Raw genomic sequence first — 13,245 nt, forward strand, 5'->3', positions numbered from 1 at the left:
GGCGACGGGAGCCGAAGAGCCCCCGCCGCCCCTCCGAGCGTGAGCGCTACCGCTTGTGCCCGGCCCAGGCGTGCTGGATCACCAGATCGGCCTTGAGCTCGGTCAGCTGAACGGCGACGGCTGAGGGGGCCGTACCACCGCGGCCGTTGCGCGAGGCCAGGGCGCCCGGCACGTTGAGCACGGTCCGCACCTGCGGCGTCAGGTGCTCCGAGATCTTCGCGAACTGCTCGTCCGTCAGCTCGTCGAGCTCGATGCCGAGCGCCTCGCACTCCTTCACGCACTCGCCGGCCACCTCGTGCGCCACCCGGAACGGCACGCCCTGCTTGACCAGCCACTCCGCGATGTCCGTGGCGAGCGAGAAGCCGGCCGGAGCCAGCTCCTCCATCCGCTCCCGGTTGACCGTGAGGGTGGCCATCATGCCGGTGAAGGCCGGCAGCAGGACCTCAAGGGTGTCGCAGGAGTCGAAGACCGGCTCCTTGTCCTCCTGGAGGTCGCGGTTGTACGCGAGCGGGAGGGCCTTGAGGGTGGCCAGGAGGCCCGTCAGGTTGCCGATGAGCCGGCCCGACTTTCCGCGCGCCAGCTCTGCGATGTCCGGGTTCTTCTTCTGCGGCATGATCGACGACCCGGTGGAGAAGGCGTCGTGCAGCGTCACGAAGGAGAACTCCTTCGTGTTCCAGATGATGATCTCCTCCGCGATCCGGGACAGGTTGATCCCGATCATCGCGGTGATGAAGGCGAACTCGGCGACGAAGTCGCGCGAGGCCGTGCCGTCGATCGAGTTGCCGACCGAGCCGCGTTCGAAGCCGAGGTCGGCGGCGACCGCCTCCGGGTCCAGCCCCAGCGAGGAGCCGGCCAGCGCGCCCGAACCGTACGGCGAGACCGCGGTCCGGGTGTCCCACTGCCGCAGCCGCTCGGCGTCCCGCGACAGGGACTGCACGTGGGCCAGCACGTGGTGGGCGAAGAGCACCGGCTGCGCGTGCTGGAGGTGGGTCCGGCCCGGCATGGCCACGTCCGCGTGCGTCTCGGCGAGGCCGACCAGTGCGTCCTGGAGGTCCGCGACGAGCCCGCCGATGATCCGGGCGTGGTCGCGCAGGTACATCCGGAAGAGCGTGGCGACCTGGTCGTTTCGGGACCGGCCGGCGCGCAGCTTGCCACCGAGGTCGGCGCCGAGCCGCTCCAGCAGGCCCCGCTCCAGGGCGGTGTGCACGTCCTCGTCCGCGATGGTCCCGGTGAAGGACCCGTCGGCCACGTCGGCCTCCAGCTGGTCGAGGCCCGCGATCATGCGGTCGAGCTCGCCTGCCGTCAGCAGGCCCGCCTTGGCGAGCACCCGGGCGTGGGCGCGGGAGCCCGCGATGTCGTACGGCGCGAGGCGCCAGTCGAAGTGGACCGACGCGGACAGCTTCGCAAGGGCCTCGGCCGGGCCGTCGGCGAACCGGCCGCCCCAGAGCCGGACGTCCCCACCGTTGTTGCTGCTCACAGCTACTGCTCTCCTCAAGACTGCATGGCTTTGGATGTGAAACCGCCTCCCCACCGCGGAGGAAACGGGGAGGCGGTCACGTACTGCTGTCGGCCGGACTGCCGGTCGGTCAGGCGAGGTCGCGCCCCGCCGCGGTCTTCGACGAGAGGCCGGAGATCTCGATGAAACCCTGCGGCAGGCATAACTATGCAGTGTTCCGTATGTTTCGTCAATCGCGCCGCCGGGTGACCGCTCCGAGCTGCACGAATATCGCAGGCGCGGCGCACGGACGGCGGCCTACGATCGACCGGCACCACACATCCGGGGGAGGGCGCGTGCGGGGTATTCGGCAGGACACGGCACAGGGGCACGCCGTGGCGGCGGCGCTGCTGGGCGGGGACACCCGCCTCGTCGCTGGCATGCTCGTCCAGAACGGACCGGAGGCCTGGATCGCCTTCGACAAGGAGGTGCGACGCCTGCACTCCGCCTCCTCTGAGCCACTTCGCACCGACCGGATCGAGGCCCGGCTGTGCGACCCCGACGGGCGGGTCCGCGGGTCCGCGCTCGCCGAGTCGCGGCGCCCGCCGCTCCAGCTCGTCCTGGTCCGGTGCGCCGACTGGGCTCCGGCGGTACGGGGTCGGGCCCGGCGGGTGCTCGGCAGGGCCGTGGCCAAGGACCCCGCCGGCGCACTGACCGAACTCACCCCGCTCGTCCTGCGGCTGGCCCGGCGCGAACACGGCGACTGGGCGCTGGAGCAGCTGGAGGCCGCCCTGACCGGCCGGTACTCCCTCCTGGCCGCATGGTGGCGCCCCGGGCGGCCCTCGACGACATGGAGCTGGAACTCGCTGACCGGCCGGCAGCGCGACGGCATCCTGGACCGGCTGCGCACGAGTGACGACCTGCCGACCCGACGGTTCGCCGCCCGCCTCACCGTCGCCGCCGGAACGGTCGGCGTCCGGGATCTTGCCCGGCACGCCGCCGCGGAGCGCGATCCGGTGACGAACCGGACGTGGACCGACGCCGCGCTCGCGGTGATGGCCGCCGACGGACCGGACGACGAGGCGATCGACACCCTGCTCGGCGCAGGCGCCCCGACGGTCCGGGCCGCCGGCATCACCGCCCTGCGCCGGGCCGGGCGGGCCGCGGAGGCCGCGGACCACCTGGCCGACCGGTCCGGCGCGGTCCGGGCCTGCGCCCGCTGGCTCCTGCGCCAGGACGGCGGCGACCCCCACGCGCACTACCGCGGGCTCGTCGCGGACCCGGAGCACGTGAGCCCGCATGCGGTGACCGGCTTCGCCGAGTGTGCCCGCCGCGGCGACGCACCGCTGCTGGCCGCCCTACTGGACCATCCCGCCGGCCCGGTGCGGGCCGCCGCCCTGGCCGGGCTGCGCCACCTGCACGCCGCCCCCGGCAAGGCGGCCCTGCTCGCCCTGCTGGACGACCCGTCGGCATCCGTGGCCCGCGAGGCCGCGCTCTGCCTGCGCCCCGCGGCCCTGCAGCTGGACTCCGGGGCGCTGGCCGCCCGTACCGCCCCGGAACGGCCCTTGCACACCCGGCGGGCGGCATTCCAACTGCTGCGCGTCCAGGGCAGGATCGCCGCCCTGCGGGCCGCCGTGGCCCTGTCGGTGCACCCCGACCCGGGCCTGCGTCGGGTCGCGGTGGAGACGGTGTCCATCTGGAACTGGTCCGCCACCCTGCACGCGAAGCAGGCGGACCGCGCGGAACTCGGCGCGCTGCTGGAGGCGTCGGCGCATGTGCTGCGCCCCGAGGTCCTGCAACTGTGGCGCCACCGCCTGGGGCTGAACGAGGAGGACCGCACGGAACCGGACGCACGGCACGAGGGGCCGGTGCGCGCGGCGCGCGAGGGGGCCATGCGGTGGTGGCGCGCCCGCCGCGGTCTCGCGGACCGGAATTACCTGGCCTGAACCGACCGTTCCGGGCTGACAATCGGATCATGGGAAAGCTCTACGAACGCATTGACGGCCGACTCCGCGCCTTCATCGAGGAACAGCCGATCTTCTTCACGGCCACCGCCCCGCTCGCGGGTGACGGCCACGTCAACCTGTCCCCCAAGGGTCGCGCGGGAACGCTCGTCGTCATCGACGAGCAGACCCTCGCCTACCTCGACTTCGGCGGCAGCGGGGCCGAAACCATCGCTCACGTCCGCGAGAACGGCCGGATCACCCTGATGTGGTGCGCGTTCAGCGGCCCGCCGAACATCGTGCGCATCCACGGCGAGGGGGAGGCCGTCTTCCGCGACGACCCCCGCTGGGCCGAGCTGATCGCCCGGTTCGGTGAGGCCGACGGCCCCGGAGCACGGGCGGTCATCCTCGTCCACGCCCGCCGCATCGCGGACGTGTGCGGGTACGCCGTCCCCTTCATGGAGTACCAGGGGGAGCGCACCCTGCACGCGGAGCACTTCGGCCGCAAGACGGATGAGGAGTTCGGCGAGTACTGCGAGAAGAAGGACTTCATCGGAGTGAGCCTCGACGGCCTGCCTGCACTGCCCCTGCCCCTTCCGCCCCGTACCGTCTGATATGTGCTGCGTACTGCTCTCGTCACCGGCTCACTGATCGTCACCGCCCTGCTCCAGCAGGGCCCGTACTGGTGTGCGCCGCTGCCCGCCCGTCTCACCGACACGGGCGGCGGCAGCCAGCTGATCACCGCCGTAGCGCCCGGGCCCGGATCCACGACCGGCCGGGTCACCTGGTGGGACCGGCGGGCCGGGCGTTGGTACGAGGCCGGCAGCGCCGAGGCCCGCTTCGGCGCGAACGGCCTCACGGAGGGCGCGACCCGCACCCAGGGCACGAACACGACGCCGACGGGCCTCTACGACCTGCCGTACGCCTTCGGCGTCCAGCGCGCCCCCGTCGGAACGGATTACCGCTACCGGCGGGTGACGGACCGCTCGTGGTGGTGCCAGGACAACGCCTCGGACCACTACAACCGCTGGGTGGAGCCGCTGCCCGCGGACTGCGCACCGGGCGAGGCGGAGCACTTGGTGACGTACGGGACGCAGTACGCGCACGCGCTGGTCATCGGCTTCAACTACGAGCGGCCGGTGCACGGCCGGGGCGCGGGCATCTTCCTGCACGTCAACGGGAAGGGGGCGACGGCCGGCTGCGTCTCCGTGCCGGAGCGGGCCATGCGCGCGATCCTGCGCTGGGCCGACCCCCGCCGCCGGCCGCACATCGCGATCGGCACGCAGGAGGGGCAGCTCGCCGTCACCCGTTACTGAGCTCCTCGGCCTCGGCAGCGGGCACGTACCGGTCCTCGCGGCCGGTCCGGGTCCGGCGCCCGGGCGGAGGCGGGGCGGGGTGGAGCCGGAGCGGCTCAGCCCTCCTTCTGGGCCAGGCGCAGGAGGTGGTCCGCGAGGGCCTGGCCCCCCGCCGGGTCGCGGCTGATCAGCATCAGCGTGTCGTCACCGGCGATCGTGCCGAGGATCGCGTGGAGCTCGGCCTGGTCGATGGCGGAGGCGAGGAACTGTGCGGCACCCGGCGGGGTGCGCAGGACGACGAGGTTCGCGGAGGCCTCCGCCGAGATCAGCAACTCCCCGGAGAGGCGCCGCATGCGCTCCTCCTTCGCCGATTCGCCCAACGGGGCCTGCGGGGTGCGGAAACCGCCCTCGCTGGGCACCGCGTAGATCAGCTCACCGCCGGTGTTGCGGATCTTCACCGCGCCCAGCTCGTCGAGGTCGCGGGAGAGCGTCGCCTGGGTGACGCTCAACCCGTCGTCGGCGAGCAGCTTGGCCAGCTGGCTCTGGGAACGGACCGGCTGCCGGTTGAGGATGTCCACGATCCGGCGGTGGCGGGCGGTGCGGGTCTGCGGAACGGAAGGCCCTCCCCCGGACTCTCCCCCGGCTACCGCCGGGGGTGCCCCCCGCCGGTTGGGCCCCCACGGCTCGTGGTCCTGCGCGTGGCTCATCGTCGTCTCATTCCCCGGTGTGTCCGTCCCCGTTGGCTGCGTCGAGGATGCCGGGCAGGGCCCGGACGAACGCGTCCGCCTCTGCCTCCGAGAGGACGTACGGGGGCATGAGCCGTACGACGTCGGGGGCGGGCGCGTTGACCAGGAAGCCGGCATCCTGGGCCGCCTGCTGCACCTGCGCGGCGAACGGCCCGGTCAGCACGATACCCAGGAGAAGGCCCTCGCCACGGACATGAGAGACCAGCGGGTGCCCGGCGGCCTCGATTCCGGACCGCAGCTGCTCCCCCCGGACCTTGACCCGGTCGAGCAGGCCTTCGGCGGCGATGGTGTCGATGACGGCGAGGCCGGCGGCGCACGCGACCGGGTTCCCGCCGAAGGTGGTGCCGTGCTGGCCGGGCTGGAGCAGGTCCGCGGCGGGCCCGAAGGCAGCCACGGCGCCGATCGGTAGGCCGCCGCCCAGTCCCTTCGCGAGTGTGACGAGATCGGGTTCGACGCCCTCGTGGGCCTGGTGCTCGAACCAGTGGCCGCACCGCCCGATGCCGGTCTGCACCTCGTCCAGGACGAGCAGGGCGCCGGTGGCCCGGGTGATCTCGCGGGCGGCCCTCAGGTACCCGGCCGGGGGCACGACCACGCCGTTCTCACCCTGGATCGGCTCGATGACGACGAGCGCGGTCTCTTCGGTGACGGCGGCCCGCAGGGCGTCGACATCTCCGTACGGGACGTGCGTGACGTCACCTGGCAGGGGCCGGAACGGACCCTGCTTCTTGGGCTGGCCGGTCAGTGCGAGAGCGCCCATGGTCCGGCCGTGGAAGCCGCCGTCGGTGGCGACCATGTGGGTCCGTCCGGTCAGCCGGCCGATCTTGAACGCGGCCTCGACCGCCTCTGCTCCCGAGTTGCAGAAGAAAATCCGACCGGGGCGACCGAAGAGCTGGAGCAGCCGCTCGCCGAGGGCGAGGACCGGCTCGGAGGCGTAGAGGTTGGAGACGTGCCCGAGGGTGGAGATCTGCCGGGTCACGGCCTCGACGATCGCGGGGTGCGCGTGCCCGAGGGCGTTGACCGCGATCCCGCCGACGAAGTCGGTGTACTGCTTGCCGTCCGCGTCCCAGACCCGGGCGCCCTCCCCGCGTACGAGGGCCAGCGCGGGAGTTCCGTAGTTGTTGGTCAGCGCGCCCTGCCAGCGGGCGGCGTAATCCTGGTTGCCGGTCATGCGGGGTCCCCTCCCTGCGCGTCGGGCACGACCATCGTGCCGATTCCCTCGTCGGTGAAGATCTCCAGCAGGATCGAGTGCTGGACCCGCCCGTCGATCACGCGGGCCGTGCTCACACCGCCGCGGACGGCGTGCAGGCAGCCCTCCATCTTGGGCACCATGCCGGCGGACAGCTCGGGCAGTAGCTTCTCCAGCTCGCTGACGGTGAGGCGGCTGATGACCTCGTCACTGTTGGGCCAGTCCGCGTACAGGCCCTCGACGTCGGTCAGCACCATCAGCGTCTCGGCTCCGAGGGCGGCGGCCAGCGCCGCGGCTGCCGTGTCGGCGTTCACGTTGTAGACGTGGTGGTCGTCGGCGCTGCGCGCGATGGAGGAGACGACCGGGATCCGGCCGTCGGCGAGCAGCGCCTCGATCGCGCCGGTGTCGATGGCGGTGATCTCGCCGACCCGGCCGATGTCGACGAGTTCGCCGTCGATCTCCGGGGTGTGCTGGGTGGCGGTGATGGTGTGGGCGTCCTCGCCGGTCAGGCCCACGGCGAGCGGGCCGTGCTGGTTGAGCAGGCCGACCAGTTCGCGCTGGACCTGCCCCGCCAGGACCATCCGTACGACGTCCATGGCCTCGGGAGTGGTCACGCGCAGGCCCGCCTTGAACTCGCTGACCAGGCCCTGCTTGTCGAGCTGGGCATTGATCTGGGGGCCGCCGCCGTGCACCACGACGGGCTTCAGGCCCGCTTGGCGCAGGAAGACGACGTCCTGGGCGAAGGCGGCCTTCAGGTCCTCGTCGACCATGGCGTTGCCGCCGAACTTGATGACGACGACCTTGCCGTTGTGGCGGGTCAGCCAGGGCAGGGCCTCGATGAGGATCTCCGCCTTGGGCAGCGCCGTGTGCTTGCGCGCGGTTCCGGTACCGGGCTGGCCGGCCTTCTCGTTGCTCATGAGGAGTAGGCGCTGTTCTCGTGGACGTACTCGGCGGTCAGGTCGTTGCCCCAGATCACGGCCGACTCGCTGCCGTTGGACAGGTCTGCGGTGATGCGGACCTCGCGGTCCTTCATCGAGACCAGGTCGCGGTCCTCCCCGACCGAGCCGTTCTTGCAGACCCAGACGCCGTTGATGGCGACGTTCAGCCGGTCCGGGTCGAAGGCGGCCTGGGTGGTGCCGATGGCGGAGAGCACCCGACCCCAGTTCGGGTCCTCTCCGTGGATGGCGCACTTGAGCAGGTTGTTGCGGGCGATGGACCGGCCGACCTCGACCGCGTCGTCCTCGGTGAGCGCACCGATGACCTCGATGCGGATGTCCTTGCTGGCCCCCTCGGCGTCGCCGATGAGCTGGCGGGCCAGGTCGTCGCACACGGTGCGGACCGCCTCGGCGAAGGCCTCGTACGCCGGCACCCGGCCGGAGGCGCCGGAGGCGAGCAGCAGCACCGTGTCGTTGGTGGACATGCAGCCGTCGGAGTCGACCCGGTCGAAGGTGGTGCGGGTGGCGGAGCGCAGCGCCCGGTCGAGGGTGGCGCTGTCCACGTCGGCGTCGGTGGTGAGGACGACGAGCATGGTGGCCAGGCCCGGGGCGAGCATTCCCGCACCCTTGGCCATGCCTCCGACGGTCCAGCCGTCCTGCGTCACCGTCGCCGTCTTGTGCACGGTGTCGGTGGTCTTGATGGCGATGGCGGCGGCCTCGCCGCCGTCCTCGGAGAGGGCCAGCGCGGCGGTCTCGATGCCCGGCAGCAGCTTGTCCATCGGGAGCTGGACGCCGATCAGGCCGGTGGACGCGACGGCGACCTCGCCGGCGTTGTGCTCGCCGCCGAGCGTCTGCGCCACCTTCTCTGCGGTGGCGTGGGTGTCCTGGAAGCCCTTGGGGCCGGTGCAGGCGTTGGCGCCGCCGGAGTTCAGGACGACCGCGCTGACCGTGCCGCCGCGCAGCACCTGCTCGGACCAGAGCACGGGCGCGGCCTTGACGCGGTTGGAGGTGAAGACGCCCGCTGCGGCCAGGCGCGGCCCGTTGTTAACCACGAGGGCCAGGTCCGGGTTGCCGTTCGCCTTGATCCCGGCCGCGATGCCCGCGGCCGTGAATCCCTGTGCTGCCGTGACACTCACTGCGTCTCCTCGTTCACTTCTCCGCCCGCGCGGAGCGGTCGTACGGCGGTCATCGTTGTCGTCATGTTCGTCTTCGGCCCGTCGGCCGGGCGTGCTCCCCCGGCTTCCGCCGGGAGGTGTCCCCCGCTCATGGAGCGATACCGATCGTGGAGAGACCCAGGCCCTCGTGGAAGCCGAGGGCGATGTTCATGCTCTGCACCGCGCCACCGGCGGTGCCCTTGGTGAGGTTGTCGATGGCGCTGATCGCGATGATCCGCTGTGCGGACCCGTCGTACGCGACCTGGATCTGAACGGCGTTGGAACCGTGGACGGACGAGGTCGCCGGCCACTGCCCCTCGGGCAGCAGGTGGACGAAGGGCTCGTCCGCGTAGGCCTTCTCGTACGCTGCCCGGACCGCGTCGGCGGTGGTGCCGGGGAGCGCCTTGGCGGAGCAGGTCGCAAGGATGCCGCGGGCCATGGGCACGAGGGTCGGCGTGAAGGACACGGAAACGCGCTGCCCCGCCAGCGGGCTCAGGTTCTGCACCATCTCGGGAGTGTGCCGGTGCCCGCCGCCCACTCCGTACGGGCTCACGGACCCCATCACCTCGGAGCCGAGCAGGTGCGGCTTGAGCGCCTTGCCGGCGCCGGAGGTGCCGGTGGCCGCGACGATCACGGCCTCCGGCTCGGCCAGCTGCGCCGCGTAGGCGGGGAACAGGGCGAGGGAGACGGCGGTCGGGAAGCATCCGGGCACCGCGATGCGCTTGGCACCCTCCAGCGCGGCACGGCCACCGGGCAGCTCGGGAAGCCCGTAGGGCCAGGTTCCGGCGTGCGGGGCTCCGTAGAACGCGTCCCAGTCGGCGGAGTCCTTGAGCCGGTGGTCGGCGCCCATGTCGACGACGAGGACGTCCTCGCCGAGCTGGGCGGCGACGGCGGCGGACTGCCCGTGCGGCAGCGCGAGGAACACGACGTCGTGGCCGGCGAGGGCCTCGGGCGTGGTCGCCTCCAGGGTCCGTCCCGCGAGCGGAACGAGGTGCGGCTGGAGGCTGCCGAAGAGCTGTCCGGCGTTGGAGTTCCCGGTCAGGGCGCCGATCTCCACCTCGGGGTGCGAGAGCAGCAGACGCAGGACCTCTCCGCCCGCGTACCCGCTCGCTCCGGCCACCGCTACACGTACCACCATCGGACCCTCCTCCTCGATGGCATGACTATACGTACCCCCGCACTTTTATGCAAAGCCCGCAGGGCCCAGGCCGCTACCAGTTTGTGACTGCCCGCAGCGGGAGCACGGGGAGTCTCTTCCCCTTGCCGTGCTGGTGCGCCGACAGCGGGAGGCGTTTGCGGAGCGCGGCGAGCCAGCGGAGTGGAAGGTGTACGGGCACGACTCGCCGGACCTCGGCCCGGCGCTGACGGCGGCGGGGTTCACGCCGGGCTGGGAGCGCTCCGTGCTGATCGCCGGCCCCCTGCGTTCCGAAGAACACAACACCCTGGCCACCGAGGTGCCCTCGGGCGCGAAAGAGCTGCCACGGCAGGGGGTGCACAACCTGTACGCCGTGCGCGGGCAGGCCGAGCGGGCCTGGGAGGTCGCCGTCGGCTCCCCGTGCCTGCACGCGATGCCCTACCCGGAGATGATCGCGGACGGCGCCTCGGATGACGGGGACGTGTTCATCGAGGTCCTGCTGGAGGACGGTCTCGTCGTCGGCGTGGCCTGGATGCACGCCGACGAAGGCCGTCCCTTCGCCGTGGTCGGAGGTCTGACGCGCGACGAAGCGGACTTCGTCAGGACCTGCACTGACGAGTGGCGCAGGAGCTGGCGGGGCATGGCCCTCCTCGCCGAGGCCGACGGCCTCCTCCGCGCACGGCTCCTGGAGGCCGGTTTCACCGAGGCCACCACCGTCCGCTCCTACCACTGGCGCCCGCCCGGCACTCCTGAGTCCACCCGTCCCGCGCAGTTTCTCGACTGGCTCCACGACGACGGGCCGCTGTGGGACCGCTTCTACGCGGACTTTGACTTCAAGCCGAGCATGACCTACCGGCCCGCGATCACAGAGCCGTCCCCGTCAGCCGTCTGGAACCTGCACTCCCACCATCGGCTCGTCCTGGACCTCCCTGGCGAGCTTGATGCGATCGTCCGACGTGGACTGCTCGCCGCCACCAAGCCGGGGGAGTTCGTGCACTGGCTGGACTGGCAGCACAACGGCTACCGCTATGACCCCCGCCGCGTTGGCGTACCCGGTCGTCCCCCGGTCCCGGGCTACGGCACTTACCCCAACGGGGACTACTACCTCCACGTCACCCATGACCTGCGCCTGGGCACCTTCGGGCATCCCTGGGAGCAGACCCTGACCGTCTGGGGAACGTCGCTCCTGCCAGCCGTCGAGGCGGAGCTGACCGACCTGCTCGGTGAACCGGTCAGGCGCCGCGGCTGAGCGCGAGGCAGGTCTACGCCCTTGCTCCCCTCGGACACTTGCACGACAACAGCTGAAGCGGCTTCGCAGCACCCGTTACGGCAAAGACTGAGCAGCGTAGTTGGCCGGACGGGCCAACTGTGACGCTCAGTCACACCAGTCGGCGGGTGGGCGCTTCAATCGGCGAGCCGGTTCGCGGAGACCAGCCACCGCCAGCGTCGACGCTCCGCGACGAGGGTGGCGGCGGCCAGCAGGGTCACGGGGACCGCCGCCCAGGCGGGCCAGGCCAGCCACGAGGAGACCACGGCCGCGGCGAGCTGGAGCAGCACCAGCAGGATCGTGGCCCAGCCCGGCACCGCGATGATCACGTTGGCCTTGTCCCCCGGGGTGGAGAACAACGTCGGAAGGCCGATCAGGACCAGCACGGACAGGGCGGCCAGCAGCCATGAGCGGCTGGCCAGGGCCCAGGGGGTGGCCACCCACGCGACGAGTTCCGTCGCGAAGCGCAGGGCGGACGCAGCGCGATCGTCCGGCCGTCTCAAGGTCATTGCCCCACCAGCAGCGTCGGTCACCTGCGGACGATCTCACGGCGCGCAGCTGACTGCCAGGGGTCAGGAACACCGCCGTCGCACCCCGGCTCCCCGCCTATGCCCCGCCGGGGAAGCACGGCCCGCCGAGCGCTTCAGTTGATGCGTGCGACTTCGCCAGGTGGGAGCCCGGCGATCACGCCGACGGGTGGGCCAGGCCGTGGCGGACCCAGACGTTCGGCTCCACGTACGCCGCGTAGCCCTGTTCGAGCTCGCAGCGGACCGGTACCAGGGCTCCCGGCACCCGGACCGGGCCCGTCGCGTCGAAGGGGAGGCCGGTCCACTCCCGCCACTCCGCGAGCGAGCCGGTGATCGTCATCGAGAGCGGGGCCACCGAGTCGATCACCGCGCCCGCGCGTACGTGGACCCGCAGCCACGGGTCGTGCGGGAGGCCGTCCTCGCGGGTGCGGTACGCGTACTCCTCGATCGGGGTGTCAGGCTCGGCCGGCTTACCGCTCGGCCGGACCGGGGCCACCACCTCGGCGAAGCCCCGGGCGCGGGCGTTCTCCCGCATTGCGGACAGCATCCGCCCGGACAGCCCCTCTCCCTGCCGGTGGGCTGCGATGGAGATCTCGATGGCGCTCACGGTGTCCGGTGCGACCCCGCGCCGCAGGTCGGAGAAGGCCCACATGAGGACCTGGTCCCAGCCCCGCCCGGGAAGTGCCCCGTCCCGGCCCGGCGCGTGCAGTGCGAACGGCACGCTGAAGCCCCGGGCGATGACCTCGTCACCGTCGGTCGCGACCAGGACGTAGTCCGCGAGCTCCGCCACCATTCGGGGGTAGAGGAGCCATGCGAGGGAGTCGTTCTGGGCGAATTGCGGCCAGGAGTCCTTCATGTCCCAGAGACGGGCGGCCAGTTCGGGGCGCTGGGCAATGGTGGTGATCTCGATCTCGGTCATGGTCGCAGGCTAGGGCGGGCCTGCCGCGCGTCTCCACTCCTTTGTGCCGGAGTCGCCTGCGGAGTTGCCGGTCGGGGCAGCCGGTCGGAGCAGCCGGTTGGTGGCGGGCCGGGTCACGCGGGCGCTTGGAGCGACAGGTGCCAGCAGCCCGACCAGCCGGTCAGGGTGATCGTGGAGAGCGGGCAGACGTCGACGTTCCAGTACGTCAGCGGGGCCGCGTTGAGCGCGTACACGAGGGCGGCGCGGACCACCGAGGGCTCCGCCACCGCCACGATCGCAGCCCCGTCGTCGGCGGGCCTGGTGTCCAGCCACCCGCCGATGCGGGAGATGAAGGCGTGCAGGGATTCACCGCCGTGCGGGGTGGAGAGGGGGTCGGTGAGCCAGAGGTCCACCGACCCGGGCTCGCGGGCCGCCACCTCCGCCAGGGTCAGCCCCCGCCAGCGGCCCATGTCGCACTCGCGCAGGGCCGGCTGGGCGAGCGGGGCGTACCCCAGGGCCTGGCCGGTTGCCCGGCTGCGCGGAGTGGGCGAGCAGTAGCGGAGCTCGGCGGCGCCCAGGGGTACGAGACCGCGCGCGGCGGACTCGACGGCACGCCAGCCCGCCCCGTCCAACGGGCGGTCGTCGTCGAAGCGCTCCGCGAGCAGCGAGGAGCCACGGGCTGCGGCGACGAGCGAAACCCGAACAGTCATGCGGAGATGGTGAG

The 13,245-nt window shown here is 72.2% G+C and carries 13 protein-coding genes; 4 read left to right on the forward strand and 9 right to left on the reverse strand.

Features of this window, described 5'->3' with window-relative positions:
* Nucleotides 1-46 precede the first annotated feature (46 nt).
* Nucleotides 47-1,477, reverse strand: a complete 1,431-nt coding sequence (gene argH, locus ABZZ20_RS13990) for an argininosuccinate lyase (protein ID WP_356869645.1) — start codon at nucleotides 1,475-1,477, stop codon at nucleotides 47-49.
* Nucleotides 1,478-1,791: 314 nt separating this feature from the next.
* Between argH and ABZZ20_RS13995 the strand changes: the two genes are divergently transcribed.
* From ABZZ20_RS13995 to ABZZ20_RS14005, 3 genes are read left to right on the forward strand one after another with little or no spacing between them, the layout of a single operon-like run.
* A complete protein-coding gene (locus ABZZ20_RS13995) occupies nucleotides 1,792-3,381 on the forward strand; it encodes a hypothetical protein (RefSeq protein WP_356869646.1) in 1,590 nt (529 codons plus the stop codon).
* A gap of 29 nt (nucleotides 3,382-3,410) precedes the next feature.
* Nucleotides 3,411-3,992, forward strand: coding sequence for a pyridoxamine 5'-phosphate oxidase family protein (locus tag ABZZ20_RS14000; RefSeq protein WP_356869647.1), 582 nt, complete (start codon nucleotides 3,411-3,413; stop codon nucleotides 3,990-3,992).
* 33 nt (nucleotides 3,993-4,025) lie between these two features.
* Nucleotides 4,026-4,694: a L,D-transpeptidase family protein gene (locus tag ABZZ20_RS14005; RefSeq protein WP_356869720.1), complete on the forward strand. Its 669-nt coding sequence runs from the start codon at nucleotides 4,026-4,028 to the stop codon at nucleotides 4,692-4,694.
* Between the two features lie 95 nt (nucleotides 4,695-4,789).
* Here ABZZ20_RS14005 and ABZZ20_RS14010 read toward each other — a convergent pair whose 3' ends face one another.
* The 5 genes from ABZZ20_RS14010 to argC all read right to left on the reverse strand — a co-directional run bounded on the left by ABZZ20_RS14010 (nucleotide 4,790) and on the right by argC (nucleotide 9,832).
* Nucleotides 4,790-5,380: an arginine repressor gene (locus ABZZ20_RS14010; RefSeq protein WP_356869648.1), complete on the reverse strand. Its 591-nt coding sequence runs from the start codon at nucleotides 5,378-5,380 to the stop codon at nucleotides 4,790-4,792.
* A 7-nt stretch (nucleotides 5,381-5,387) separates the two neighbouring features.
* Nucleotides 5,388-6,587: an acetylornithine transaminase gene (locus ABZZ20_RS14015; protein WP_356869649.1), complete on the reverse strand. Its 1,200-nt coding sequence runs from the start codon at nucleotides 6,585-6,587 to the stop codon at nucleotides 5,388-5,390.
* The gene (argB, locus tag ABZZ20_RS14020; RefSeq protein ID WP_356869650.1) at nucleotides 6,584-7,522 is read right to left on the reverse strand and encodes an acetylglutamate kinase; all 939 of its coding nucleotides are present in this window, start codon (nucleotides 7,520-7,522) and stop codon (nucleotides 6,584-6,586) included. The genes ABZZ20_RS14015 and argB overlap by 4 nt, the downstream gene beginning before the upstream one ends.
* Nucleotides 7,519-8,676, reverse strand: a complete 1,158-nt coding sequence (gene argJ, locus ABZZ20_RS14025) for a bifunctional glutamate N-acetyltransferase/amino-acid acetyltransferase ArgJ (RefSeq protein WP_356869651.1) — start codon at nucleotides 8,674-8,676, stop codon at nucleotides 7,519-7,521. Before argJ ends, argB begins: the two co-directional genes overlap by 4 nt.
* 127 nt (nucleotides 8,677-8,803) lie before the next feature.
* Nucleotides 8,804-9,832: an N-acetyl-gamma-glutamyl-phosphate reductase gene (argC, locus tag ABZZ20_RS14030; RefSeq protein WP_356869652.1), complete on the reverse strand. Its 1,029-nt coding sequence runs from the start codon at nucleotides 9,830-9,832 to the stop codon at nucleotides 8,804-8,806.
* A gap of 187 nt (nucleotides 9,833-10,019) precedes the next feature.
* Between argC and ABZZ20_RS14035 the strand changes: the two genes are divergently transcribed.
* The gene (locus ABZZ20_RS14035; protein WP_356869653.1) at nucleotides 10,020-11,078 is read left to right on the forward strand and encodes a DUF2716 domain-containing protein; all 1,059 of its coding nucleotides are present in this window, start codon (nucleotides 10,020-10,022) and stop codon (nucleotides 11,076-11,078) included.
* A gap of 155 nt (nucleotides 11,079-11,233) precedes the next feature.
* On the opposite strand, the gene ABZZ20_RS14040 is transcribed toward ABZZ20_RS14035, so the two are convergent.
* From ABZZ20_RS14040 to ABZZ20_RS14050, 3 genes are all read right to left on the reverse strand, one after another.
* A complete protein-coding gene (locus ABZZ20_RS14040) occupies nucleotides 11,234-11,605 on the reverse strand; it encodes a hypothetical protein (RefSeq protein WP_356869654.1) in 372 nt (123 codons plus the stop codon).
* Nucleotides 11,606-11,780: 175 nt separating this feature from the next.
* Nucleotides 11,781-12,542, reverse strand: a complete 762-nt coding sequence (locus ABZZ20_RS14045; protein ID WP_356869655.1) for an N-acetyltransferase — start codon at nucleotides 12,540-12,542, stop codon at nucleotides 11,781-11,783.
* Between the two features lie 113 nt (nucleotides 12,543-12,655).
* Nucleotides 12,656-13,231 carry a histidine phosphatase family protein gene (locus tag ABZZ20_RS14050; protein ID WP_356869656.1) on the reverse strand — a complete coding sequence of 192 codons (576 nt, stop codon included), beginning with the start codon at nucleotides 13,229-13,231 and terminating at the stop codon, nucleotides 12,656-12,658.
* Nucleotides 13,232-13,245 lie beyond the last annotated feature (14 nt).

The organism is Streptomyces sp. NPDC006430 (assembly GCF_040612395.1).
GTDB lineage: Bacteria > Actinomycetota > Actinomycetes > Streptomycetales > Streptomycetaceae > Streptomyces.